At 71.0% G+C, this 24,879-nt stretch carries 26 protein-coding genes; 14 read left to right on the top strand and 12 right to left on the bottom strand.

What is annotated here, in order from left to right; translation table 11 throughout:
- The first annotated feature begins 93 nt into the window (after positions 1–93).
- The 6 genes from AB0M97_RS05925 (at position 94) to AB0M97_RS05950 (ending at position 8,944) form a co-directional block, all read left to right on the top strand.
- Complete coding sequence (locus AB0M97_RS05925; protein ID WP_365959491.1) at positions 94–831, top strand: response regulator transcription factor; 738 nt, start codon at positions 94–96, stop codon at positions 829–831.
- On the top strand, positions 828–1,937 hold the full coding sequence (locus AB0M97_RS05930) for an ATP-binding protein (protein ID WP_365959492.1): 1,110 nt from the start codon (positions 828–830) through the stop codon (positions 1,935–1,937). Before AB0M97_RS05925 ends, AB0M97_RS05930 begins: the two co-directional genes overlap by 4 nt.
- 315 nt (positions 1,938–2,252) lie before the next feature.
- Entirely contained in the window at positions 2,253–6,053 is a 3,801-nt protein-coding gene (locus AB0M97_RS05935) for a multifunctional oxoglutarate decarboxylase/oxoglutarate dehydrogenase thiamine pyrophosphate-binding subunit/dihydrolipoyllysine-residue succinyltransferase subunit (RefSeq protein WP_365959493.1), read from the top strand.
- Between the two features lie 596 nt (positions 6,054–6,649).
- Entirely contained in the window at positions 6,650–6,829 is a 180-nt protein-coding gene (locus tag AB0M97_RS05940) for a DUF6104 family protein (RefSeq protein WP_028420339.1), read from the top strand.
- Between the two features lie 161 nt (positions 6,830–6,990).
- Positions 6,991–7,911, top strand: coding sequence for a DUF4097 family beta strand repeat-containing protein (locus tag AB0M97_RS05945; protein ID WP_365959494.1), 921 nt, complete (start codon positions 6,991–6,993; stop codon positions 7,909–7,911).
- 1 nt (position 7,912) lies between these two features.
- On the top strand, positions 7,913–8,944 hold the full coding sequence (locus tag AB0M97_RS05950; RefSeq protein ID WP_365959495.1) for a helix-turn-helix transcriptional regulator: 1,032 nt from the start codon (positions 7,913–7,915) through the stop codon (positions 8,942–8,944).
- Between the two features lie 54 nt (positions 8,945–8,998).
- On the opposite strand, the gene AB0M97_RS05955 is transcribed toward AB0M97_RS05950, so the two are convergent.
- From AB0M97_RS05955 to AB0M97_RS05970, 4 genes are all read right to left on the bottom strand, one after another.
- Positions 8,999–9,562: a Clp protease N-terminal domain-containing protein gene (locus AB0M97_RS05955; protein ID WP_365959496.1), complete on the bottom strand. Its 564-nt coding sequence runs from the start codon at positions 9,560–9,562 to the stop codon at positions 8,999–9,001.
- Positions 9,562–9,771 (bottom strand): HTH domain-containing protein, encoded by a 210-nt coding sequence (locus AB0M97_RS05960; protein WP_014674937.1) that lies wholly within the window; start codon positions 9,769–9,771, stop codon positions 9,562–9,564. Before AB0M97_RS05960 ends, AB0M97_RS05955 begins: the two co-directional genes overlap by 1 nt.
- A 161-nt stretch (positions 9,772–9,932) precedes the next feature.
- Positions 9,933–10,898, bottom strand: coding sequence for a zinc-binding dehydrogenase (locus tag AB0M97_RS05965; RefSeq protein WP_365959497.1), 966 nt, complete (start codon positions 10,896–10,898; stop codon positions 9,933–9,935).
- Between the two features lie 281 nt (positions 10,899–11,179).
- Positions 11,180–12,409, bottom strand: a complete 1,230-nt coding sequence (locus AB0M97_RS05970; RefSeq protein WP_365959498.1) for an NADP-dependent malic enzyme — start codon at positions 12,407–12,409, stop codon at positions 11,180–11,182.
- 676 nt (positions 12,410–13,085) lie between these two features.
- Here AB0M97_RS05970 and AB0M97_RS05975 point away from each other — a divergent pair.
- Genes AB0M97_RS05975 through AB0M97_RS05985 form a run of 3 tightly spaced genes read left to right on the top strand, consistent with a single transcriptional unit; the run spans position 13,086 to position 15,820 of the window.
- Complete coding sequence (locus AB0M97_RS05975; RefSeq protein WP_365959499.1) at positions 13,086–14,045, top strand: ABC transporter substrate-binding protein; 960 nt, start codon at positions 13,086–13,088, stop codon at positions 14,043–14,045.
- Between the two features lie 30 nt (positions 14,046–14,075).
- Positions 14,076–15,017 carry an amino acid ABC transporter permease gene (locus AB0M97_RS05980; protein ID WP_365959500.1) on the top strand — a complete coding sequence of 314 codons (942 nt, stop codon included), beginning with the start codon at positions 14,076–14,078 and terminating at the stop codon, positions 15,015–15,017.
- A complete protein-coding gene (locus AB0M97_RS05985) occupies positions 15,014–15,820 on the top strand; it encodes an amino acid ABC transporter ATP-binding protein (RefSeq protein WP_365959501.1) in 807 nt (268 codons plus the stop codon). The genes AB0M97_RS05980 and AB0M97_RS05985 overlap by 4 nt, the downstream gene beginning before the upstream one ends.
- A 95-nt stretch (positions 15,821–15,915) precedes the next feature.
- Here the strand turns inward: AB0M97_RS05985 and AB0M97_RS05990 are convergent, their stop codons facing one another.
- Positions 15,916–16,686: a methyltransferase gene (locus AB0M97_RS05990; RefSeq protein WP_365959502.1), complete on the bottom strand. Its 771-nt coding sequence runs from the start codon at positions 16,684–16,686 to the stop codon at positions 15,916–15,918.
- A 113-nt stretch (positions 16,687–16,799) separates the two neighbouring features.
- Between AB0M97_RS05990 and AB0M97_RS05995 the strand changes: the two genes are divergently transcribed.
- Positions 16,800–17,429 (top strand): CGNR zinc finger domain-containing protein, encoded by a 630-nt coding sequence (locus AB0M97_RS05995; RefSeq protein ID WP_365959503.1) that lies wholly within the window; start codon positions 16,800–16,802, stop codon positions 17,427–17,429.
- On the opposite strand, the gene sodX is transcribed toward AB0M97_RS05995, so the two are convergent.
- Entirely contained in the window at positions 17,333–17,767 is a 435-nt protein-coding gene (gene sodX, locus AB0M97_RS06000) for a nickel-type superoxide dismutase maturation protease (protein ID WP_365959504.1), read from the bottom strand. The two genes, AB0M97_RS05995 and sodX, sit on opposite strands and share 97 nt — an antisense overlap.
- Positions 17,768–17,915: 148 nt before the next feature.
- Here sodX and sodN point away from each other — a divergent pair, with 148 nt between their 5' ends.
- The 3 genes from sodN to AB0M97_RS06015 all read left to right on the top strand — a co-directional run bounded on the left by sodN (position 17,916) and on the right by AB0M97_RS06015 (position 19,298).
- The gene (gene sodN / locus AB0M97_RS06005) at positions 17,916–18,311 is read left to right on the top strand and encodes a superoxide dismutase, Ni (protein ID WP_365959505.1); all 396 of its coding nucleotides are present in this window, start codon (positions 17,916–17,918) and stop codon (positions 18,309–18,311) included.
- 156 nt (positions 18,312–18,467) lie between these two features.
- The gene (locus AB0M97_RS06010) at positions 18,468–18,860 is read left to right on the top strand and encodes a helix-turn-helix transcriptional regulator (RefSeq protein WP_365959506.1); all 393 of its coding nucleotides are present in this window, start codon (positions 18,468–18,470) and stop codon (positions 18,858–18,860) included.
- Positions 18,861–18,869: 9 nt separating this feature from the next.
- The gene (locus AB0M97_RS06015) at positions 18,870–19,298 is read left to right on the top strand and encodes a VOC family protein (protein ID WP_365959507.1); all 429 of its coding nucleotides are present in this window, start codon (positions 18,870–18,872) and stop codon (positions 19,296–19,298) included.
- A 19-nt stretch (positions 19,299–19,317) separates the two neighbouring features.
- On the opposite strand, the gene AB0M97_RS06020 is transcribed toward AB0M97_RS06015, so the two are convergent.
- From AB0M97_RS06020 to AB0M97_RS06035, 4 genes are all read right to left on the bottom strand, one after another.
- A complete protein-coding gene (locus tag AB0M97_RS06020; RefSeq protein WP_365959508.1) occupies positions 19,318–20,553 on the bottom strand; it encodes a sigma-70 family RNA polymerase sigma factor in 1,236 nt (411 codons plus the stop codon).
- Positions 20,554–20,560: 7 nt separating this feature from the next.
- On the bottom strand, positions 20,561–20,977 hold the full coding sequence (locus tag AB0M97_RS06025) for a YciI family protein (protein WP_365959509.1): 417 nt from the start codon (positions 20,975–20,977) through the stop codon (positions 20,561–20,563).
- A 109-nt stretch (positions 20,978–21,086) separates the two neighbouring features.
- Entirely contained in the window at positions 21,087–21,290 is a 204-nt protein-coding gene (locus AB0M97_RS06030) for a hypothetical protein (RefSeq protein WP_365959510.1), read from the bottom strand.
- Positions 21,291–21,336: 46 nt separating this feature from the next.
- Positions 21,337–21,969 (bottom strand): dihydrofolate reductase family protein, encoded by a 633-nt coding sequence (locus AB0M97_RS06035; protein ID WP_365959511.1) that lies wholly within the window; start codon positions 21,967–21,969, stop codon positions 21,337–21,339.
- A 143-nt stretch (positions 21,970–22,112) separates the two neighbouring features.
- Here AB0M97_RS06035 and AB0M97_RS06040 point away from each other — a divergent pair, with 143 nt between their 5' ends.
- Positions 22,113–22,703, top strand: coding sequence for a TetR family transcriptional regulator (locus AB0M97_RS06040; RefSeq protein WP_365959512.1), 591 nt, complete (start codon positions 22,113–22,115; stop codon positions 22,701–22,703).
- Between the two features lie 26 nt (positions 22,704–22,729).
- Here AB0M97_RS06040 and AB0M97_RS06045 read toward each other — a convergent pair whose 3' ends face one another.
- Both AB0M97_RS06045 and AB0M97_RS06050 read right to left on the bottom strand, forming a co-directional pair.
- Complete coding sequence (locus AB0M97_RS06045; RefSeq protein WP_365959513.1) at positions 22,730–23,356, bottom strand: GNAT family N-acetyltransferase; 627 nt, start codon at positions 23,354–23,356, stop codon at positions 22,730–22,732.
- Between the two features lie 302 nt (positions 23,357–23,658).
- A complete protein-coding gene (locus tag AB0M97_RS06050; protein ID WP_365959514.1) occupies positions 23,659–24,768 on the bottom strand; it encodes a family 2 encapsulin nanocompartment cargo protein polyprenyl transferase in 1,110 nt (369 codons plus the stop codon).
- Positions 24,769–24,879: the final 111 nt, after the last annotated feature.

Below are 24,879 nucleotides of genomic sequence, written 5' to 3' on the forward strand. Positions count from 1 at the left end.
TCCCTGGCGCGGATCATTCAAGCGTCAATCGCAGTCATGCGCAGACGAGGGATCACCCCACTGGTTCCGGAAAGCACACTTCAGGGGCGGGCGATGGAGCAGACACACACCTCCCACAACAGCACGGCGGCGACCCCGGGCGCGCAGCGCCGGGTTCTGGTGGTGGAGGACGACCCGACCATCGTGGACGCCATCGCGACCCGCCTGCGCGCCGAGGGGTTCCTGGTGCAAACGGCGGGCGACGGCCCGTCCGGCGTCGACACGGCCGAGGCCTGGCAGCCCGACCTGTTGATCCTTGACATCATGCTCCCCGGCTTCGACGGTCTGGAGGTCTGCCGGCGCGTGCAGGCCGCCCGGCCCGTGCCGGTGCTCATGCTCACCGCGCGCGACGACGAGACCGACATGCTGGTCGGCCTCGGCGTGGGGGCCGACGACTACATGACCAAGCCGTTCTCGATGCGGGAGCTCGCGGCGCGCGTGCACGTCCTGCTGCGCCGCGTGGAGCGGGCCGCGCTGGCCGCCGCGACGCCCCGCAGCGGCATCCTGCGCCTGGGCGAGCTGGAGATCGACCACGCGCAGCGCCGGGTGCGGGTGCGCTCGGAGGACGTCCACCTGACGCCCACCGAGTTCGACCTGCTGGTGTGCCTGGCGAACACGCCGCGTGCCGTGCTCTCCCGCGAGCAGCTGCTGGCCGAGGTCTGGGACTGGGCGGACGCCTCCGGCACCCGCACCGTCGACAGCCACATCAAGGCGCTGCGCCGGAAGATCGGCGCCGAGCGGATCCGCACGGTGCACGGCGTGGGCTACGCGCTGGAGACGCCGACGCCATGAGCTCGGGGCGGGATGCCGCACGCAGGAGCCCCGGGGAGCCCTGGGGCGGCGTACGCCCGTTCTCGGTCAAGACCAAGCTGGGTGCCCTGGTCGTCATCTCGGTGCTGATCACCACCGGGCTGATGATGATCGCGATGCGCACCGAGACCGAGCTGCGCTTCATCACGGTCTTCTCGATGATCGCCACCCTGCTCATCACGCAGTTCGTGGCGCACTCCCTGACGTCGCCGCTGGACGAGATGAACGCGGTGGCGCGGTCCATCTCGCACGGCGACTACACGCGCCGGGTGCGCGAGAACCGCCGCGACGAGCTGGGCGACCTGGCCCAGACGATCAACCGCATGGCGGACGAGCTGGCCGCCCAGGACCGGCAGCGCAAGGAACTCGTCGCGAACGTCTCGCACGAGCTGCGCACCCCGATCGCGGGTCTGCGCGCGGTGCTGGAGAACATCGTCGACGGGGTCACGCAGGCCGACCCGGAGACCATGCGGACGGCCCTGAAGCAGACGGAACGGCTCGGCCGGCTGGTCGAGACGCTGCTCGACCTGTCCCGGCTCGACAACGGCGTCGTCCCGCTCAAGAAGCGGCGCTTCGAGGTGTGGCCGTATCTGTCGGGCGTGCTGAAGGAGGCCAACATGGTCGCCTCGGCCCGCGCGGGCATGGCGTCCGGCTCCGGCAGCCACACCCGTACCGACGTCCATCTGCACCTCGACGTGTCCCCGCCGGAGCTGTCCGCGCACGCGGACCCGGAGCGCATCCACCAGGTGGTCGCCAACCTCATCGACAACGCGGTCAAGCACAGCCCGCCGCACGGCCGCGTGACGGTCCGGGCGCGGCGCGGGCCGCACCCGGAGTCGCTGGAGCTGGAGGTGCTGGACGAGGGGCCCGGCATCCCGAAGTCGGAGTGGCACCGCGTCTTCGAGCGGTTCAACCGCGGCAACGCCAACCGGCCGCACGGTCCCGGCAGCGACGGCGGCACCGGACTCGGCCTGGCCATCGCCCGCTGGGCCGTCGATCTGCACGGCGGCCGGATCCGCGTGGCCGAATCCGAGCGCGGCTGCCGGATCCTTGTCACTCTTCCGGGACTGCCTTCCGTATCGAGTTGACGTACAGTTCGAAGCCGGGCCTCAAGATCCACCGGCGACCGCGCCGACGGGCACGCGCGATCAGGCGCGGACCCGCCCCCGGCCGCGGGGGCCGGGTGACGGCGCCCTTTCCCCGATCACGGGGGTGCCCCCGGGCTGTTCGGGCTACGGGGGAGTAACCACGCTTGTTTCCCGCCATTTCAGACGGCGAAACACGCTGTTCGATGTGATGTGCGCGACGATGGACGGGCCCGGCCTGACCTTCTCGGTCCAGGAGGCGTAGCCTTTATTTCCGCTGTCCATCACCTTGTGAAGCGGAAGAGGGCGGTTGCCGCCGTGTCGCCACAGTCCCCCAGTAACTCGAACATCTCGACCGACACCGAACAAGCGGGCAAGAACCCCGCTGCCGCGTTCGGTCCCAATGAGTGGCTCGTCGACGAGATCTATCAGCAGTACCTCCAGGACCCGAATTCGGTAGACCGAGCCTGGTGGGACTTCTTCGCCGACTACAAGCCGGGCGCCGCCGCGACCCCGGTCGCGGAGACCACCACGGCCCAGGCCCCGGCGCAGGCTCCGGCCGCCCCGGCCGCCCAGCCCACTGCTCCCGCCCAGCCCGCCGCTCCCGCCCAGGCCCCGGCCGCCCCCGAGGCGCCGAAGCCGGCGGCCGCCGCCCCCGCCCAGCCCGCGGCGAAGGCCCCGGCCGCCCCGGCCAAGGCCGCCCCCGCCGCGCAGCCCGCGGCGAAGGCCGCGCCCGCCGCCGAGGCCCCGGCCGGCCGCGAGCAGGTCACCCTGCGCGGTCCGGCCGCCGCGGTCGCCAAGAACATGGACGCCTCCCTGGAGCTGCCCACGGCCACGTCCGTGCGCGCGGTCCCGGTGAAGCTGCTGTTCGACAACCGCATCGTCATCAACAACCACCTCAAGCGGGCCCGCGGCGGGAAGATCTCCTTCACGCACATCATCGGCTACGCGATGGTCCAGGCCATCAAGGCGATGCCGTCGATGAACTGGCACTACGCGAAGGTGGACGGCAAGCCCACCCTCGTCAAGCCGGACCACGTCAACCTCGGTCTGGCCATCGACCTGGTGAAGCCCAACGGCGACCGCCAGCTCGTCGTCGCGGCCATCAAGAAGGCCGAGACGCTGAACTTCTTCGAGTTCTGGCAGGCCTACGAGGACATCGTCCGCCGCGCCCGCGACGGCAAGCTGACGATGGACGACTTCTCCGGCGTGACGGTCTCCCTGACCAACCCCGGCGGCCTCGGCACCGTCCACTCCGTGCCGCGTCTGATGCCCGGCCAGTCGGTCATCATGGGCGTCGGCTCCATGGACTACCCGGCGGAGTTCCAGGGCACCAGCCAGGACACCCTGAACAAGCTCGGCATCTCGAAGGTCATGACCCTCACGTCGACCTACGACCACCGGGTCATCCAGGGCGCCGCGTCCGGCGAGTTCCTGCGCCAGGTCGCCAACCTGCTGCTCGGCGAGAACAACTTCTACGACGACATCTTCGAGTCGCTGCGCATCCCCTACGAGCCGGTCCGCTGGCTCAAGGACATCGACGCCAGCCACGACGACGACGTCACGAAGGCCGCCCGCGTCTTCGACCTGATCCACTCCTACCGGGTCCGCGGTCACGTCATGGCCGACACCGACCCGCTGGAGTACACCCAGCGCAAGCACCCCGACCTGGACATCGTCGAGCACGGGCTCACGCTGTGGGACCTGGAGCGCGAGTTCGCCGTCGGCGGCTTCGCCGGCAAGTCGATGATGAAGCTGCGCGACATCCTCGGCGTGCTGCGCGACTCGTACTGCCGCACCACCGGCATCGAGTTCATGCACATCCAGGACCCCAAGCAGCGCAAGTGGATCCAGGACCGGGTGGAGCGCCCGCACTCCAAGCCGGAGCGCGAGGAGCAGCTGCGCATCCTGCGCCGGCTGAACGCCGCCGAGGCGTTCGAGACCTTCCTGCAGACGAAGTACGTCGGCCAGAAGCGCTTCTCGCTGGAGGGCGGCGAGTCCGTCATCCCGCTGCTGGACGCGGTCCTGGACTCGGCCGCCGAGTCCCGCCTGGACGAGGTCGTCGTCGGCATGGCCCACCGCGGCCGCCTGAACGTCCTCGCCAACATCGTCGGCAAGTCGTACGCGCAGATCTTCCGCGAGTTCGAGGGCAACCTCGACCCGAAGTCGATGCACGGCTCCGGCGACGTGAAGTACCACCTGGGCGCCGAGGGCACCTTCACGGGCCTGGACGGCGAGCAGATCAAGGTCTCCCTGGTCGCCAACCCCTCGCATTTGGAGGCGGTCGACCCGGTCCTGGAGGGCGTCGCCCGCGCCAAGCAGGACATCATCGGCAAGGGCGGCACGGACTTCACGGTCCTGCCCATCGCCATCCACGGCGACGCGGCCTTCGCCGGCCAGGGCGTGGTGGCCGAGACCCTGAACATGTCGCAGCTGCGCGGCTACCGCACCGGCGGCACGGTCCACATCGTCATCAACAACCAGGTCGGCTTCACCGCGGCCCCCGAGTCCTCGCGTTCCTCCATGTACGCGACGGACGTGGCCCGCATGATCGAGGCCCCGATCTTCCACGTGAACGGCGACGACCCGGAGGCCGTGGTCCGCGTCGCGCGGCTGGCCTTCGAGTTCCGCCAGGCGTTCAACAAGGACGTGGTGATCGACCTCATCTGCTACCGCCGCCGCGGTCACAACGAGTCGGACAACCCGGCCTTCACGCAGCCGCTGATGTACGACCTCATCGACAAGAAGCGCTCGGTGCGCAAGCTCTACACCGAGTCCCTCATCGGCCGCGGCGACATCACCCTGGAAGAGGCCGAGCAGGCGCTGCAGGACTACCAGGGCCAGCTGGAGAAGGTCTTCACCGAGGTCCGCGAGGCCACCTCGCAGCCGTCCGCCGTGGCGCCCTCCGACCCGCAGGCGGAGTTCCCGGTCGCCGTGAACACCGCGGTGTCCGGCGAGGTCGTCAAGCGGATCGCCGAGTCCCAGGTCAACATCCCCGACCACATCACCGTCCACCCGCGGCTGCTGCCGCAGCTGCAGCGCCGGGCGGCGATGGTCGAGGACGGCACGATCGACTGGGGCATGGGCGAGACCCTCGCCATCGGCTCCCTGCTGCTGGAGAACGTCCCGGTCCGCCTGGCCGGCCAGGACTCCCAGCGCGGCACCTTCGGCCAGCGCCACGCGGTCATCATCGACCGCAACACGGGCGAGGAGTACACGCCGCTGCAGTACCTCTCCGAGGACCAGTCGCGTCTCAACGTCTACAACTCCCTGCTGTCCGAGTACGCGGCCATGGGCTTCGAGTACGGCTACTCGCTGGCCCGCCCGGACGCGCTCGTGATGTGGGAGGCGCAGTTCGGCGACTTCGTCAACGGCGCGCAGACGGTCGTGGACGAGTTCATCTCCTCGGCCGAGCAGAAGTGGGCGCAGACCTCCGGCGTCGTCCTGCTCCTGCCGCACGGCTACGAGGGCCAGGGCCCGGACCACTCGTCCGCCCGCCCGGAGCGCTTCCTGCAGCTGTGCGCGCAGAACAACATGACGGTCGCCATGCCGACCTCGCCGGCGAACTACTTCCACCTCCTGCGGTGGCAGGTGCACAACCCGCACCACAAGCCGCTGATCGTCTTCACGCCGAAGTCGATGCTGCGACTGAAGGCCGCGGCCTCCAAGGCGGAGGAGTTCACGACGGGCGGCTTCCGCCCCGTCATCGGCGACGGTTCCGTGGACCCGGCCGCCGTCCGCAAGATCGTCTTCTGCACCGGCAAGGTCTACTACGACCTCGACGCCGAGCGGAAGAAGCGCGGCGTGACGGACACGGCCATCATCCGCATCGAGCGCCTGTACCCGATCCCGGGTACCGAGCTCCAGGCGGAGATCGCCAAGTACCCGAACGTCGAGAAGTACCTGTGGGCCCAGGAGGAGCCGGCGAACCAGGGCGCCTGGCCGTTCATCGCGCTCAACCTGATCGACCACCTGGACCTGGCGGTCGGCGCGGACATCCCGCCCGGCGAGCGCCTGCGCCGCATCTCCCGCCCGCACTCGTCGTCCCCGGCGGTCGGCTCGGCGAAGCGGCACCAGGCGGAGCAGGAGCAGCTGGTGCGTGAGGTGTTCGAGGCGTGAGCCTCTGACGCGGCACGGGAAGGGCCCGCCTCCGGATGTCCCGGGGGCGGGCCCTTCCGGCGTCCGGGCCGCACGACGGGCCAGCGCCGTGCGCGTCAGGTGGTCCGGGTCCGCAGTCCCAGCAGGGGCGGTTGCGGGCGCGGGCCGGCGGGCACAACGGCACGTTCCTCGACATCCCCGTCCACTCCCGCGGGAGAACCACCCCTGGACCCTCGGCTGCGCCATGAACGCCTCCGCGCTGCGCGATCCCGTCGGTGACATCGCGGGCCCTCCACTCGGGGTTCGTCGTTCCCCGCTCCCCCGGCGTTCCCCCGGCGTCCTCCGGTGCCGGTCGCCGCGCCGCGGGCCGGACGCGGGGCTGCTACGGCGCCAGGGCCCCGGCTGCCCCTCCGGGCACGCCGCTGCCTGCGCCTATCCTTTTGCTGTCTTCCTTCGGTCTTCCTTCAGTCATCCCTCACACCTGTCGGAAAGACGACGAAAGACCTGGTCCATTTGTTCCCGCGGGGAACTCCCCGCAGGAAACCTCCCGCAGGAAACAGGGGCCTTCCCGCCCGGGACGCTCCCTCTCCCTGCGCCGACCCGACGGAGCACGATCCATGTACTTCACCGACCGCGGCATCGAGGAGCTGGAGAAGCGGCGCGGCGAGGAAGAGATCACCTTCGAGTGGCTCGCCGAGCAGCTGCGGACGTTCGTCGACCTGAACCCCGACTTCGAGGTCCCGGTGGAAAGGCTGGCCACGTGGCTGGCGCGGCTGGACGACGAGGACGACGAGTAGGGGGGCCTCTTCTCGTCCGCCGCCCGAGGGCGGCGATCACCGGAACGGGTGTCTTGACTTCTCCTGTCCGCGATATATCGTGATTCCACAGGACGCGATATGGCGTGTCGCGTTGTCTCCGGCTGCCCGTGCGGTCCGGTTCGACCCAGGAGGTCTGCACCATGTCCGAGTGGTCCGTCACGGAGCCCGAAAAGATCACCTTCGACGACCCCGTGCGCGAACTCCAGGTACGCATCGTCAACGGAACGGTGAACGTCGTGGGGACGGACGAGAGTTCCGCCCGCCTGGAAGTCTCCGAGATCGAGGGCCCGCCCCTGATCGTCACCCAGCAGGGCGGCACGCTCACCGTGGCGTACGAGGACCTGCCCTGGAAGGGCTTCCTCAAGTGGCTGGACGGCAAGGGCTGGCGCCGCCGCGCCGTGGTCTCCCTGGCCGTTCCCGCGGACACGCGCGTGGAGGTCGGCGTCGTCGGCGCCGCCGCCGTCGTCTCCGGCATCCGGAGCCGGTCGGTGGTGAAGGGCGTCACCGGCGACACGACCCTCGTCGGCCTGTCCGGCCCGGTGCGCGCCGACACCGTCTCCGGGAATCTGGAGGCCCAGGCGGTCACGGGCGACCTGCGCTTCCACTCCGTCTCCGGCGACCTCACGGTGGTCGAGGGCTCCGGCCGCTCCGTGCGGGCCGACTCGGTCAGCGGCTCCATGATCGTCGACCTCGACCCGGACGGCCCGACCGACGTCGGCCTGACCAGCGTCTCGGGCGAGATCGCCATCCGGCTCCCCCACCCGGCGGACGCCGAGGTCGAGGCGAACACCGCGAGCGGGACGATCTCCAACGCCTTCGACGGCCTGAGGGTGCACGGCCAGTGGGGCGCGCACAAGGTCACCGGCCGGCTCGGCGCGGGCAACGGCAAGCTGCGCGCGACCACCGTCTCCGGCTCCATCGCCCTGCTGCGCAGGCCACCCGGCGAGGACGAGCCGTGGGACGCGGCCCCGGGCCCGGCGGGGACTCCGGCGACGGACCATTCCGCTTCCGGCCCCGGCGGCTCCCCGGCCGACGGCACGACCGACAAGAAGGTGCTCTGACATGCCTCCCGTCTTCGCCCACGGACGCCTCCGTCTCTACCTGCTGAAGCTGCTCGACGAGGCCCCGCGCCACGGCTACGAGGTGATCCGCCTCCTGGAGGAGCGCTTCCAGGGGCTGTACGCGCCGTCGGCGGGCACCGTCTACCCGCGCCTGGCCAAGCTGGAGGCGGAGGGCCTGGTCACCCACACCACCGAGGGCGGCCGCAAGGTGTACGCGATCACGGACGCCGGCCGGGCCGAACTGGCCGACCGGGGCGGCGAGCTGGCCGACCTGGAGCTGGAGATCCGCGAGTCCGTCGCCGAACTCGCCGCCGAGATCCGGGCGGACGTCCGCGGCGCCGCGGGCGACCTGCGCCGCGAGGTGCGGGCGGCGGCCGGCGAGGCGCGGCGCGGCTCCGCGCGGGGTGACGGAAAGGGCGCCGGGGAGTTCCCCGGGCTCGGTGACCCGGAGGCCTGGCGCGCCGCCAAGGAGGAGATGCGGCGCGTCAAGCAGGAGTGGAAGGAGCAGGCCCGGCGCGCCAAGGACGAGAGCCGCCGGGCCCGCGAGGAGGCCCAGCGGGCGCAGCGCCAGGCCAAGGAGACGCAGGAGGAGATGCAGCGCATCGCCCGCCGCGTCCAGGAACAGGTCCAGGACCACTTCCTTCGCGGCGACTGGCCGACCGGTGTGCGCGAGGGCCTGACGGAACTGGTCAAGGAGTTCGGCGAGTTCGGCAGGGACTTCGGCAAGGACTTTGGACGGGACTTCGTCACCGGCCGCCCCACGGGCGGTACCGGACGGCCGCCCCGGCAGCAGCCGGAGTACTCCGACACCCCCGAGGACTTCCCCGCCGACTACGAACCGGCCTGGGCCCACGAGGAGCCCACCGGCGACCCGGCCCGCGACCTGGACCGGCTGCTCGACCGCTTCCGGGACGACATCCGCGACGCGGCCCGCGACCACGGCGTGACAGCCGGACAACTGCGCGACGCCCGGCGCCACTTGTCGACGGCGGCGGCCCACATCGGGGCACTGCTGCGCACACCGAAGCCCTGAGCCGACCCGCCGACCGGCTCCGGTGACCCTCCCCCGGGCCACTGGAGCCGGAGGTCAGCCCGCCTTGGCCTGCCCCTCCCCGTAGAGGACCCGGCACACCGACTCGTGGGTCACCCCGTGGTCGGCCAGGACCTCCGCGGACACCCCCGGGCGCGTGGTCAGCGCCAGCAGGATGTGCTCGTCACCGATGTGCCGGTCGCGGCGCGCGAGGGCGATGCGCAGGGCCTTCTCCAGGATGTCCTTGGCGTCCCGCCCGAAGGTGCGCCGCCCCGACCACCATCCCTTGTCCTTGCGGTCACCGGCCATGGCACCGACGCCGTGCACCTCCTCCACGCGGGCGACGATCTCGGCGACGTCGATCCCCAGCCCCGCGAGGGCCTCCGCCTCGGCCTGGGACAGACCCGCTCGGCGCCGCGCCTCGGCCAGCGCCCGGCGTACGGAGTCCCGGCGTTCGGCGAGCCCGAGCGCGGCCAGCGCGAAGGAGGCGCGGCTGCCCTCCCGGTCCAGCAGGGCGAGCAGCATGTGCTCGGCGTCGACGCAGCCCGCGTCCACCGCGTCGGCGTGCCCGACCGCTCCCTTGACGACGGCACGGGCGTCCTTCGTGAACCGTTCGAACATCAATGCCTCCCGTACTTCTTGTGCACGGCCTGCCTGCTGACGCCGAGTTCGGCGGCGATCTCCTGCCACGACCAGCCCTGGTTGCGCGCACTGCGCACCTGGACGGCCTCCAACTGCTCCAGCAGCCTCCGCAGCGCGGCGACGGCACGCAGCCCGACCCGGGGATCACGATCGCCCGCACGTTCGGCGAGATCCGTGGCTTCACTCATGCCGTCAACCTACGTTGACAGACGCACGCTGTCAACCACAGTTGACATGAAAACGGCCGGCCCGAAACCGGGCCGACCGTCACAGCGCCGTCGTAGGCGAAACAGCCGTAGACGAACGAGTCGTAGGCGAATCAGCCGCAGACCCATCAGTCGTAGGCGAATCAGGGATTCGTGAGCACGATCTTTCCGAACTGCCCGCCCGCTTCCATGCGCTCGAAGCCGTCCCGGGCGCGGTCCATGGGCAGCACCTCGTCGATGACGGGCCGCACACCGGTGGCGGCGCAGAAGGACAGCAGGTCCTCCAGCTCGTCCTTGGTGCCCATCGTGGAGCCGACGACCTTGAGCTCCAGGAAGAAGATCCGGGTCAGCTCCGCGTGCGAGGGCCGGTCGCCGCTGGTGGCACCGGAGATGACGAGGGTGCCACCGGGGCGCAGCGACTTCACGGAGTGGGACCAGGTCGCGGCGCCCACCGTCTCGATGACCGCGTCGACCCGCTGCGGCAGCCGGGCGCCGGGTTCGACCGCCGCCACGGCACCGAGTTCCTCGGCCCGCTTCCGCTTGGCCTCGTCCCGGCTGGTGGCGAACACCCGCAGCCCGGCAGCCCTGCCGAGCACGATCGCGGCCGTGGCGACACCGCCACCGGCGCCCTGCACGAGAACGGAGTCACCGGGGCGCACGCCGGCGTTCGTGAAAAGCATCCGGTACGCGGTCAGCCAGGCCGTCGGCAGACAGGCGGCCTCCTCGAAGGACAACTCCTTCGGCTTGGGCAGCACGTTCCACGTGGGCACGGCGACCTGCTCGGCGAAGGTGCCCTGGTAGCGCTCGGTGAGGATGGAGCGGGGCTCCTTGGGGCCGACGCCGTGACCGGTCTGGCCGATCACGGAGTGCAGGACGACCTCGTTGCCGTCCTCGTCGACGCCCGCGGCGTCGCATCCGAGGATCATCGGCAGCCGGTCCTCGGGGAGGCCGACACCGCGCAGGGACCACAGGTCGTGGTGGTTGAGGGAGGCGGCCCTGACATTGACGACACTCCAGCCGGGCCGGGCCTCGGGGGCGGGGCGCTCCCCCAACTCCAGACCGGAGAGCGGCTGGTCGCGGTCGATTCGGGCGGCGTAGACAGCGAACATGACCACGACCATAGGTTCCGCGCCGCGCGGAGGGAACCGCGGGCCCCTGTGACACACACCCTCTTGCGCAACGGCACCCGGCGGGGCCACGCCCCGCACCCCGCGCCCACCACCCGAACAGCCCAACCGGCCCCAAAGAGCCGAAGAGGCCGAGAGGCCGAAGAGGCCGAGAAAATGGCCCCGCCCACCAGGGACGGGGCCATGAACCCAACCGGCGTCGGCTGGAGCCGACCGGCCCAACCGCGGCCGGCCGGCCCGACCGAACTCGGCCGCCCACCGCCTCAGCGGCGGGCAACCCCCTCCGCCCGAGCCGCCGCGGCGACCGCCGCCGTGACCGCCGGGGCGACCCGGTCGTCGAACGGCGACGGGATCACGTAGTCCGCGGCGAGGTCGTCACCGACGACGGCGGCCAGCGCCTCGGCGGCGGCCAGCTTCATGCCCTCGGTGATCCGGGAGGCCCGCACCTGGAGGGCGCCGGCGAAGATGCCCGGGAACGCCAGCACGTTGTTGATCTGGTTCGGGAAGTCCGACCGCCCGGTGGCGACGACCGCCGCGTACTTGTGCGCGACGTCCGGGTGCACCTCGGGGTTCGGGTTGGCCATGGCGAACACGAACGCGCCCTCGGCCATGGACGCCACCGCCGGCTCCGGCACCGTGCCGCCGGACACGCCGATGAAGACGTCCGCGCCCACCAGGGCCGACTCCAGCGACCCGGACAGACCGGCCTTGTTCGTGAACTCGGCCAGCTCCCGCTTGACGGACGTCAGGTCCTCCCGGTCCCGGGAGACGACACCCTTGCGGTCGGTCACCGCGACGTCCCCGATCCCGGCCTCGACCAGCATCCTGGCGATGGCGACACCGGCCGCGCCGGCCCCGGAGATCACCGCGCGCAGCTCCCCGAGTGAGCGCCCGCTCAGCCGCGCCGCGTTGCGCAGGGCGGCCAGCGTGACGACGGCCGTGCCGTGCTGGTCGTCGTGGAAGACCGGGATGTCGACCCGCTCCTGGAGCCGCCGCTCGATCTCGAAGCACCGCGGCGCGGAGATGTCCTCGAGGTTGACACCGCCGAACGAGGGCGACAGCCGCACCACCGTCTCGACGATTTCGTCGACGTCCGTGCAGCTCAACGCGATCGGCACCGCGTCGACACCGCCGAACTGCTTGAAAAGAATCGCCTTGCCTTCCATCACCGGAAGGGAGGCCTCGGGCCCGATGTCCCCGAGCCCGAGGACGGCCGTACCGTCCGTCACCACCGCCACGACCGACGACTTCCACGTGTAGTCGTGGACGAGGTCGGGCTGGTCGGCGATCGCGCTGCACACCTTCGCGACGCCGGGCGTGTAGGCCAGGGACAGGTCGTCCTTGTCACGGACCGGCACGGTGGCCTGCACGGCCATCTTGCCGCCGCGGTGCAGCGCGAACGCCGGGTCGAAGGAATCGAGGGGCTCGGCCCCGCCGTCCTGCTCCGTATTGGCGTCGCTGTCGCTGCGAGGATTGACGATCTCCGCTGCCACTTCGTTTTACCCCTTAAGTGTTCATGGTTTGAGGGTTTGGATGCCACTCCTGGTGAGGAGTGGGCGGGCACCGCGCAAGGCCCTGATCGTTGGTGCGTACAGGCCAAACGCGACGGGCGCGCCGCACACGCGCCCTGAGCCCCGGATGAGGGGTGTAAAGAACCTTCTTACCGGACGGACACGGCCGCCGACGAGTCCATTCGGTCCAAGGTCACATGACGAACTCGTGCCGGAGTCGTACCCGCCGGGCGGGGGACGCCACCGGACCGGATGCTCGTGACATGCCTCATAGGCGCACATCGGACAAGCTAGTCACCCGCGCTTGACAGGCACTGGAGCGGTCGGCTCGACCACGCAACCCTCGTCCAAATCCTGAGATACGCCGCAGATCTTCCGGCCGGAAGGGCAGATTCCCGTAAAGGTTGGGTCGTGATGTACCGACCTGGTGGGGTTCGGGGGTCACCCGTTATCCGATTTTGACATGGCGGCCCCCCTGAATGGCTCAGTCCGAATGGCAAGATGCCGTAATCACACGAGGTCGCGACACTCGAAGGTGTGTGTTCACGTCGATCCTCGTCGTGCTCCTGTCGACACGCGTCGACCACGACGGCCGCCGAACCCGTCGACGGCCGTCCGCCCCATCGGCAACTCCACCCATCCGCCGGAGGAACCCACCATGGCCGCAAGCTCCACCCGTCGTACGACCGCCGCGCACTCCCGGCTAGCAGCGGTCGGTGCGATCGCGGTCGCAGGCACCCTGCTGCTCACCGGCTGCGGTGACCAGACCAAGGACACCGGCTCGGCCTCCGAGACCGCGAAGACGTCCTCGGCCCCGCTGGCCGACAAGCTTCCGAAGGCGATCCGTGACAAGGGCGTCGTCAAGGTCGGTTCGGACATCGCCTACGCACCGGTCGAGTTCAAGGACAGCTCCGGCAAGACGGTCGGCATCGACCCCGACCTGGCCGCGGCCATGGGCAAGCAGCTCGGTGTGAAGTTCGAGTTCGAGAACGGCACCTTCGACACCCTGATCACGGGTCTGCGCTCCAAGCGGTACGACATCGCCATGTCCGCGATGACCGACACCAAGGACCGCCAGGAGGGCATCGACTCCGACACCGGCAAGAAGGTCGGCGAGGGCGTCGACTTCGTCGACTACTTCACCGCCGGTGTCTCGATCTACACCAAGAAGGGCGACGACCAGGGCATCAAGACCTGGGCCGACCTGTGCGGCAAGAAGATCGTGCTCCAGCGCGGCACGGTCTCCGAGGACCTCGCCAAGTCCGAGTCGAAGAAGTGCCCGGCCGGCAAGAAGATCGCCATCGAGTCCTTCGACAACGACCAGCAGGCCCAGACCCGGCTGCGCGGCGGCGGCGCCGACGCCGGTTCGTCCGACTTCCCGGTCGCCGCGTACGCCGTGAAGACCTCCGGCGGCGGCAAGGACTTCCAGCTGGTCGGCGAGCAGGTCGAGGCCGCGCCGTACGGCATCGCGGTCGCCAAGGACAACACCGAGCTGCGGGACGCCCTCAAGGCGGCGCTGGACGCCATCATCGAGAACGGCGAGTACCAGAAGATCATGGAGAAGTGGGGCGTCACGGAGGGCGCCGTCAAGGAAGCCACCATCAACGGCGGCAAGTGACCGCGCGAGCGGCACTGAAAGGCAACACCCGTGACTGCTGACATCGACAAGACGACGGGACCGGCGAGCACGCCCCCGGCCGGACCGGAAGCCATCAAGGCCATCCCGGTCCGGCACTACGGGCGCTACGTCTCCGCCGTCATCACTCTGGCCCTGCTGGCCGGAGTCGTCTACGCGTTCTCCCAGGGCAGGATCAACTGGGGCACGATCCCGGACTACTTCTTCGACGACCGGGTCCTCGGCGGCGTCGGCAAGACGCTCCTGATGACCGTCCTGGCCATGACCATCGGCATCGTCGGCGGCATCCTGCTGGCCGTGATGCGCCTGTCGAAGAACCCGGTGACCTCCTCGATCGCGTGGTTCTACATCTGGTTCTTCCGCGGCACCCCGGTCCTGGTGCAGCTGGTGGTCTGGTTCAACCTGGGCCTGGTCTTCGAGTACATCAACCTCGGGCCGTTCTACAAGGACGAGTGGTCGGACTTCATGACCCCGTTCCTGACGGCGCTGCTGGGCCTCGGCCTCAACGAGGCCGCGTACATGGCGGAGATCTGCCGCGCCGGTCTGCTCTCGGTGGACGAGGGCCAGACCGAGGCGTCGCACGCGCTCGGCATGAGCCACTCCAAGACGCTGCGCCGGATCGTCATCCCGCAGGCGATGCGCGTGATCGTGCCGCCGACGGGCAACGAGGTCATCAACATGCTGAAGACGACCTCGCTGGTGTCCATCGTCCAGTACTCCGAACTGTTCCGGGTCGCCCAGGACATCGGCCAGACCTCCGGCGCCCCCGCCGAGATGCTGTTCCTGGCGGCGACCTGGTACCTGCTGCTGACCTCGGTGTTCAGCGTCGGCCAGTACTACCTGGAGCGCTACTACGCCCGTGGCGCCAGCCGACAGCTGCCGGCCACCCCGTGGCAGAAGATCAAGGCGAACATGCTGTCCCTTTCCAGCCGTTCGAAGGGAGGCATCGCATGAGCGAGCAGCTCAGCAAGCAGGACGCCGCCCCGCAGCAGGACACCGTCCCCATGGTGAAGGCCGAGGGCGTCCACAAGTCCTTCGGCCCGGTCGAGGTCCTCAAGGGCATCGACCTGGAGGTGAGGACCGGCGAGGTGTTCTGCCTCATCGGCCCCTCCGGCTCCGGCAAGTCGACCTTCCTGCGGTGCATCAACCACCTCGAGAAGATCAACGCCGGCCGGCTGTACGTCGACGGCGAGCTGGTCGGCTACCGCCAGAAGGGCGACAAGCTCTACGAGCTGAAGGACAGCGAGGTCGCCCTGAAGCGCCGGGACATCGGCATGGTCTTCCAGCGCTTCAACCTGTTCCCGCACATGACCGCGCTGGAGAACATCATCGAGGCGCCGGTGCAGGTCAAGGGCGTGAGCAGGGCGCAGGCCAAGGAGCGTGCCAGGGAGCTGCTGGACCGCGTGGGCCTGGCCGACAAGACCGGCACCTACCCCTCGCAGCTGTCCGGCGGCCAGCAGCAGCGCGTCGCCATCGCCCGCGCGCTGGCGATGGACCCGAAGCTGATGCTGTTCGACGAGCCGACCTCGGCGCTCGACCCGGAGCTGGTCGGTGACGTCCTGGACGTCATGCGCGACCTGGCCGAGTCGGGCATGACGATGGTCGTCGTCACCCACGAGATGGGCTTCGCCCGCGAGGTGGGCGACAGCCTGGTCTTCATGGACGGCGGCGTGGTGGTCGAGTCGGGCAACCCGCGCGACGTGCTGACCAACCCGCAGCACGAGCGGACGCAGTCGTTCCTGTCGAAGGTGCTCTGACAGCGCTCACGACAAGGGACCGGCTCACGACGAGGGACGGACTCACGACGAGGGGCGGTACGGACATCCCGTACCGCCCCTTTCGCGTGCCCCGGCTACTTCAGCGCCAGCAGCAGCGTGTCCGCCGGCGACGACCACACGGGCCTGACCTCGGCGAAGCCCTTCTCGCGCAGTACGCGTGCGTGCCACGCCGGGGACGGCATGTCGCCGTCGGCGTGCTCGCCGTAGATCTCGTAGCGGCGGGCGGTCGGCGCGGCGAGCACCGGGTCCTTGGCGGCGAGCTGCCACCACTCGGCCCAGTCGAGGGCGCCGTCCCGCTTGGCCTGTTCCATGCGCGCGTGCCGCTGGGCGCGCTCGGCCGCGTTGATCCGGGGCGTCCACTCGTCGATCATGTGGTCCGCGTTCATGAAGACACCGCCGTCGCGGACGAGCTCCGCGACCCGACCGTAGAGGGCCGCGAGGGGTTCGCTGTGCAGCCAGTGCAGGGCCGTCGCGGTCAGGACGGCGTCGTACGCGTCGTACGGCAGCTTCGCCGGCCAGTCGGGGTCCTTCAGGTCGGCGGTGACGAGGGTGACCCGGTCGTCGCCCGCGAACGTGCCCTCCGCGATGGCCAGGAGCGCCGGGTCGAGGTCGACGCCCGTGCTGGTGGCCCCGGGGAACCGGGCGAGGAGGCGGGCCGTGATGCTCCCCGTGCCGCACGCGAGGTCGAGCACGCGCGGTGCGGGGCCGACGAGGGCTTCCACCATGTCGAGCATGACCCGGAACCGCTCCTCGCGGTCGGGCATGTACCACTCCTGCTGCCGGTCCCAGCTCTCCTGCCAGGCCTGCCAGTCGGCACCGGCGGTGGTGGTGTGGGTGTCCGTCATCGAGCCCCTCCTCGCGTCCGTCACGCAATACCCTGGAAGTAATACCCTGTAAGCACGATCGTCTGTTACCCGACCGCAGGCACGACCATAGAGCCCCACCGTAAGGACTACAAGTGGAACTGGCCTATTACTCGGATTACGCCGTACGTCTCGTCAACACCGAGGAACCGGCGCGGGGCAAGGATTCCCTCACCTCGATCCAGGCCGTGCGTGACCTGTTCGTCGGCAACCAGGCGGCGGCCCGCCGCGCCACCGACGCGGACGTGACCCGCTTCCGCTCCGTACGCGGCCGGCTGCGGTCGGTCTTCGAGGCGGCGGACCGGGGCGACGAGACCCTCGCCGTGGACCTGCTCAACTCACTGCTGCTGGAGTTCCCGGTCAGCCCGCAGATCTCGGGGCACGACTTCCGCGACGACGACGGCCGCCCCCTGTGGCACATGCACCTCGCCGACCACCCGTCCAACGCGACCGCCGGCTACGCGGCCATCGCGGCGATGGGCCTGGCCTTCCACCTCACCGAGTACGGCGTCGACCGCCTCGGCCTGTGCGAGGCCGCGCCGTGCCGCAACGCCTACCTGGACACCTCGACCAACCGCTCCCGGCGCTACTGCTCCGACCGCTGCGCGACCCGCGCCAACGTGGCCGCCTACCGCGCCCGCAAACGCCTGGAGGCGGACCGGTCGGAGAAGACCGGCCTGGCCGCCGACAGCGCCCAGCGCACCAGCGCGAACGGCGAGCGCTGATCCGGCCTGCGGGGCCGGTACCTGAACCGCACCCGGCCGAGCACCAGCTCCTCCGGGACGACCCCGTAGTCGGTGCTGTCGCCGCCCGCGTACGCGTTGTCGCCGAGCACCCACCAGCCGCCCTCGCGCCGCTCGGCCGCGCGCTTGACCACGAGCAGATCCTGCTGGAAGGGGTGCCGCAGCACGACGACGTCGCCCGGGCCGGTCCGGGCGCCCCAGTGCACCAGGAGCCGGTCCCCGTGGTGCAGCGTGGGCACCATGGACGGCCCGGTCACCTCGGCGGGCCCGAACGGCAGCAGGCCCTTCGTGCGCTCGGTCTCCTGCGACGGCTCCGGCATCACCCGGCACCTCCTCCCCGGTTCTTCCTCCACCAGTCTCAGTCTGGCCCTGGACTTTTGTCCTAAGCGCATGGGGGCACCCGCGAAAACCCCTCCCGCACGGAGTAATGTCCCCTCTGAGAAGACGATCACGAGGAAGGAACGCTTCATGCTTTCCCGCCTGTTTGCCACCAAGGTCAAGGTCAGCGCGCACTGCGACCTGCCCTGCGGCGTGTACGACCCGGCCCAGGCCCGCATCGAGGCGGAGTCGGTGAGGGCCATCCAGGAGAAGATGGCCGGCAACGACGACCCGCACTTCCAGACGCGTGCCACCACCATCAAGGAGCAGCGCGCGGAGCTCGCGAAGCACCACGTGTCCGTGCTGTGGAGCGACTACTTCAAGCCGCCGCACTTCGAGAAGTACCCCGAGCTGCACCAGCTGATCAACGACACGCTGAAGGCCCTCTCCGCCGCGAAGGCCTCCACCGACCCGGCGACCGGCCAGAAGGCGCTGGACTACATCGCCCAGATCGACAAGATCTTCTGGGAGACGAAGAAGGCCTGACGCACAGTCGGACCCCCGTCCGGTCGGCGATCGGTGCACCATCGCGGACCTCGGGCATCCCGGGAGGGGCCCGGCCGGTTGACCCCGGCCGGGCCCCTTCGGCGTTGTCCACAGGCCCTGCCGGGCGGGCGGGCCCCGTGCCATGCTGGCGGGGTGGTGAGCGTCGATGATCTGGTCCGGCTGCGGCGGGCGCGAGACCGGATGGACCGGGAGTACGCCGGGCCCCTGGACGTCGCCGAGCTGGCGCGCACCGCGCTGATGTCGCCGGGCCACTTCCAGCGCAGCTTCCGCGCGGCGTTCGGGGAGACGCCGTACGGCTATCTGATGACCCGCCGTGTCGAGCGCGCCAAGGCGCTGCTGCGGCGCGGCGACATGACGGTGACCGAGGTGTGCGTCGCGGTGGGGTGTACGTCGCTGGGGTCGTTCAGCTCGCGTTTCACGGAGCTGGTCGGTGAGACGCCGAGCGCGTACCGGGCCCGCCGGCACGAGGCGGGCGCGGTGATTCCGGCATGCGTGGCGCGTACGTTCACCCGGCCGAGACGGGCGTAGCGTGCCGCCATGGACCGGAGAACCGATGTGAAACTCGCGCAGTGCTTCGTCGCCGTGGACGACCACGACAAGGCGCTGGCCTTCTACCAGGACGTACTGGGCCTGGAGGTCCGCAACGACGTCGGCTTCGAGGGGATGCGGTGGGTGACCGTCGGCTCTCCCCTCCAGCCGGACGTGGAGATCGTGCTGGAGCCGCCCGCCGCGAACCCGGACGCCTCCCCCGCCGACCGGCAGGCGATGGCGGAGCTGCTGGCCAAGGGCATGCTGCGCGGCGTCATCTTCACCACGGAGGACTGCGACGCCCTGTACGCCCGGGTCCGCGAGGCGGGCGCCGACGTGATCCAGGAGCCGATGGACCAGCCGTACGGAGTGCGGGACTGCGCGTTCCGTGACCCGGCCGGGAACATGCTGCGGTTCCTGGAGCGACGCGGGGTGTGATCCCCGGCCGGTCCGCCGGTCAGGTGCCGGTCGGTCGCAGGCGGGCCGCGCGGGCGTGCAGGTAGTGCTGTTCCGGGTGGCTCAGGGTCTGGGACGCGGCCGACTCGTAGGCGGCGCGGGCCGCTTCGAGGTCTCCGGCGCGTTCCAGGAGGTGCGCGCGTGCCGCGTCCAGGCGGTGGCCGGTGTACTCGCCGGCCAGGGCGTCCAGTTCGGCCAGCCCCGCGCGCGGGCCGTGCACCATCGCCACCGCCACGGCCCGGTTGAGGCGCTCGACCGGGCCGGGCACCAGACGCACCAGCACGTCGTAGAGGCCGAGGATCTCGCGCCAGTCCGTCGCCCGTGCGGTCGGCGCCTCGTCGTGCACGGCGGCGATGGCCGCGCGCAGCTGGTAGGGGCCGGGGCAGCCCTTCGACAGGGCGTCCACGACGAGCGCGGCGCCCTCCTCGATCGCGGCCCTGTCCCAGCGGTCGCGGTCTTGTTCGTCCAGGGGCACCAGTTCGCCGTGCGGCCCGGTGCGCGCGTCGCGGCGGGCGTCGGTGAGCACCATCAGGGCGAGCAGACCCGCCACTTCGGCGTCGTCCGGGAGCAGCCGGTGCACCTGGCGGGTCAGCCGGATCGCCTCGCTCGCCAGGTCACGGCGCTGCAGATGCGCCCCGGACGTCGCCGTGTAGCCCTCGTTGAAGATCAGGTACAGGGTGTGCAGGACCGCGGGCAGCCGTTGCTCCCAGTGGTCGGGGCGTCCGAAGCGCACGCCGCGGACCTTCTGCTTGGCCCGGCTGACGCGCTGCGCCATCGTCGCCTCGGGGACGAGATGGGCGCGCGCGATCTCCGCGGTCGTCAGTCCCCCCACGGCGCGCAGGGTGAGCGCGATCTGCGCGGGCGGCGTCAGGTCCGGGTGGCAGCACAGGAACAGCAGGGAGAGCGTGTCGTCCTCGCGCGGGGCGCGGTCGGCGCCGGGCGGCGGGGCCGTGAACGCGTCGCGCGGGGTGAGCGCCGCCGCCCGGTCCTCGCGCTGCCGGCGTGCCTCCTCGCCACGCAACGCGTCCGTCAGCCGCCGCGAGGCCACCCTGATGAGCCAGCCGCGCGGGTTGTCCGGGACACCGGCCGAGGGCCACTGCCGGGCCGCCGCGAGCAGCGCCTCCTGTACGGCGTCCTCGGCGGCGTCGAAGTGCCCGTAGCGTCTGACCAGCGCGCCGAGGACCTGCGGCGCGTGCCGGCGCAGCAGGTCCTCGACGTGGTGGGTCGCGCTTCGCACCGTCGGCTCAGCAGAGGTCGCCCGCGCCGTCCATGATCGACCGGATCGCCACCGGGTAGTCCGGCGCCCCGGCGGGCTGGGGGCAGCGGGCCACGCGCTCGGCGATCTCCGTGACGCGCTCCAGGCTCTCGCACTCCAGGATCCAGAAGCCCGCGAGGAGTTCCTTGGTCTCGCTGTACGGCCCGTCGGTGATCACACTCCTGCCGTCCGCGCCGAGCGTGACGTGCCGGGTGAGGGCCGGCTCGGCCAGTCCGTGTCCGGTGACGAGCTCGCCGGACTCGGCGAGGTCGTCGTTGACCGCGTTCATGTGGGCGTACATCGCCTGGAGTTCCTCCTCGCTCCAGGCCGGCGACGTGTCCGTGGCCTTGCCGCGCATCGCGTCGTAGTCCGCCTGTGCGCCCTGCACCATGACCAGGTACTTCATGGGTACGCTCCTTCGGCCGGGCCGCCCCCGTGCGGGCGGCTTTCACAGGGGACGTCGGAACCGGACCGGCGTTCTCGACAGGGCCAGGGGGTTCTGGGCGGGATTTTTCTCAGCCCTTCTCCGCGATGTGCCTGCCGGACCGCCCACGGGGTTCGGCGGATTCCGGTTCGTCGCCGGGGTACGCCTCGCACTTGGGGTTCTGGCAGGGCCCGGGGACCCACTTGGGAACCCACGCGCCCAGCGTCTTGTGGCGCCGGACGACCTGATCGACTGCCTGCCCGCAGACGGGACAGGCGGGTTTCTCGCTGTCCATGTCCCAAGGGTAGGCCGAGGTGGCCTCCTGCGCTCCCCGCTGCACCTCAGCGGCCGTGCGTCAGCCTTTCCGGCCGTACGTCAGCGGCTGCGCGCCGGCGTTCCCGGCTGTACGTCCGGACGACGGCGCCGTTGCCGAAAGTGCGCGTCGACTCCAGCGCGAACGGCGAGACGGTGAAGGCGGCGCCGAACATGGGCATGCCGGTCCCCAGGACGATCGGGTACGTCTTGACGATCAGCTCGTCGATCTCGTCGATCAGCTCCCCGGCGAGCCGGGAGCCGCCGCACAGGTAGATGTCGAGCGCGCTGTCCTCCGCCTTCAGTTCGCGGACCTTGCCCACCACGTCGTCCGCGACGATCTCGACGTTCGGGTCGGGCGACTCGCCGAGGGTGCGGGAGGCGACGTATTCGCGCAGGTGGGCGTAGGGGCTGGTGATGCCTTCCTTGAGTGCGAGGTCGTAACTGGCGCGGCCCTGGATGACGGTGTCGAACCGCTTGCCGGGCAGGTCGTCCACCCCGAGCATCCGGCGGCCCTGAGTCGGGAGGGTCTCGGGGTACTCCGTGACGAGGAACTGCAGGAACTCCTCGTCGACGTAGGACATCATCGCCGTCGCGTCGCCGTCCGGGCCTCCGATGAACCCGTCGACGGAGCAGGCGATGAAGTAGCTGAGCTTTCGCAAACCGGCCTCGATCCGTAGGCTGCGTACCGCGTACCACTCCAGTTGTAGTACTTCGACTGTAGTGGTCGCAAGGGTGTTCGCGGGACTTTCGCGGACGGACAGCAAGTGGGAGGGGAGATTCCACGTGAGGGAGACGATTCCGCATGGCCGGTAATCCCGAGCGGCGCAGGGCCCTGATCGACGCCGGTATCGAACTGCTGGCACGCGAGGGGGCGCGCGGGCTGACGTTCCGCGCGGTGGACGCCGAGGCGGGGGTGCCGGTGGGCACCGCCTCCAACTACTTCACCGGACGGGACGACCTGCTCCGCCAGATCGACGCCCGGCTGCACGCCCGGCTCGCGCCCGACCCCGAGGCGCTCGCCCGGCGCATGGCGGCGCCCCGGGACCGTTCACTGGTCACCGCGCTCATGCACGACCTGATGGGCCGGGCGGTGCGCGACCGCACCGGCTATCTCGCCCTGCTGGAGATGCGCCTGGAGGCCACCCGGCGCCCCGAGCTGCGCGCCTCCTCCTCCAGGTCGCTGCGCGGCGACCTGGAGGAGGGCATGCGCTTCCACCGGGAGGCCGGGCTGCCCGGTGGCGACGAGACGGTCACCCTGCTCTATCTCTCCATGCTCGGCCTGATCCTGGAACACCTGACCCTGCCGGGCGTCCTGGAAGACGTCCTCCCGGGCGTGACCGTGCCGGAAGGCCTGGTGGAGCGGATCGTGGCGACGGTGGTGCCGGAGGACTGACGCCCATCTGCCCTGCGGGCCGGCCCTCAGAGCGGCCGGTACGACTCGGGCTCGCGCCACATCGGCCACATCACGGGGCCGTCCGGCAGGTGCAGTGCGGTGCCGGTGAACGCGAAGCCGAGCCGCTCGTACAGCAGCCGGCCGCGGGCGCTGCTCGCCTCCAGGTAGGCGGGCAGCCCGTCGCGGTCGCAGCGGTCGAGCGCCGAGGCGACGAGCGCGGTGCCGAGGCCCTCGCCCTGCCGGTCCGGTGCCACGCCGACCATCCACAGGTACTCGTGGGCGCGGCCCGACGGATGGATGCCCGCCGTGAGCCGCCCGATCAGCTCGACGCGCTCATTGCCCGGGTCGACGGCCTCCCGCATCCGCGCGAACCCGTCCCCGACCTGCCCACCCGCCAACTCGCCCCCGTGCTCGTCCTCCGCCGGCACGGACAGCCACAGCGCGCACGCCGAGCCGTCCTCCGTGACGTCGATACGCCCGTCGGCCGGCACCACGTCGGTGAACGCGGCCATGAGCCGGTGGTGCGTCGTACGGCGGTACTCGGCGCCGGGGAAGACCCAGCTGCTCACCGGATCGCTCTGGAAGGCCTCGTCCAGCAGCCCCACCACCAGCTCACGATCGTCAGGTCCCGCCGTGCGTATCGCCACGCCCATGTCCCGCCGCCCTTTCGACTCAACCCCGCCGTCCCCGCGGCGATGCACCCAGTCGGTGGGTGGAGACGGGCCCCGCACACCGTGGGGAAGTGCGGGACCCGCCCGGCCGGAGCCACCGGCCGCCGCGCGGGGCCAGGAGCCGCACGGCGCCGGTGGCTCCGGAGCCTCGATGAAGTGCCTTCCGGTGCGCTCTCCCCTTCTGCCGCATCTTCTGCCGCATCTCTGCCCCCCTCGGGCCCGTATCCCCCGTCCCGCCCCCGTCTTGTCTCGATCCCCTCTGTCACCTGTCTCTCACCGGACGTTCAGCTGGTGCGGCGCGTCACGAACTCGGCCAGTGCGAGCAGGCCGCCCGCCGATTCCGGGTCCGGCACGGCACGGGTCAGTTCCTGCACGGCCCGGCCCATCCGGTCGGCCGCCTCGGCCTGCGCCCAGTCCCGGCCGCCCGCGCGTTCCACGGCCAGCGCGATGGGCTCGATGTCCTCCTTCTCCAGCGGCACCGCGTACAGCGCGGCGAGTTCACCGGCCGCCGGGGTGCCCGAGGTGAGCGCGGCGACCACCGGCAGCGACTTCTTGCGGGCCGCCAGATCCGCCCCGGCCGGCTTGCCGGTGCGCCGCGGGTCGCCCCAGATACCGATGACGTCATCGATCAGCTGGAACGCGAGCCCCGCCTCCCTGCCGAACGCGTCCAGCGCCGCCACGTCCTCCTTGTCCGCCCCCGTGTACAGCGCACCCAGCGCACAGGCGCACCCCAGCAGCGCGCCCGTCTTGGCCTCGGCCATCGCGAGCACCTCGTCGAGGGTGACCTCCTCCGGGGCGCGGTGCTCCAGCGCCGTGTCCGCCTGCTGGCCCTCGCACAGCTCCACCACGCAGTCCGCGAGCCGGGCGGCGGCGGCCGACGACGCCGGGTGCGGGTCCTCGGCGAGCAGCCGCAGGGCCAGCGCCTGCAGGGCGTCCCCGGTGACGATCGCGTCCGACTCGCCGAACACGGTCCACGCGGTGGGCCGGTGCCGCCGGGTGGCGTCCCGGTCCATCACGTCGTCGTGCAGCAGCGTGAAGTTGTGGACGATCTCCACGGCTACGGCCGCCCGTACGGCAGCCGACCGCGCCCCGGGCCCGCCGAGTGCGGCGGCGGCGGTGAGGACGAGCGCGGGGCGGACCGCCTTGCCCGCGTTGCCCTGCGCCGGTCTGCCCTCCGCGTCCTGCCAGCCGAAGTGGTAGAGCGCGACGCGCCGCAGGGCAGGGGGCAGCGTCATGAGGGCCGCCCGCAGTGCGGGGTTGACCATCGTCCTGGCCCGCTCCAGGAGCACCGCCGCCTCGTTCCCGTCGGCCGGCCCCGCGCGGTCGTCCTCGTGTGCCCCGACGGGACTCCGCGTCTCACGCGCCCCGATGAGGCGTTGCGTCGTCTCCGTCATGAACTCCCCTCCGGACCCCGCTCGTCGGCCGCGCAAAGGGCGGCGGCCACTGCCCCCGGGCGAACGCCCAGGGGGTGTGCCCGTCCCGGAGGACGGGGACACCGTGCCGTC

Source organism: Streptomyces sp. NPDC051207 (assembly GCF_040682395.1).
In the GTDB taxonomy this organism is placed as follows: Bacteria; Actinomycetota; Actinomycetes; order Streptomycetales; family Streptomycetaceae; genus Streptomyces.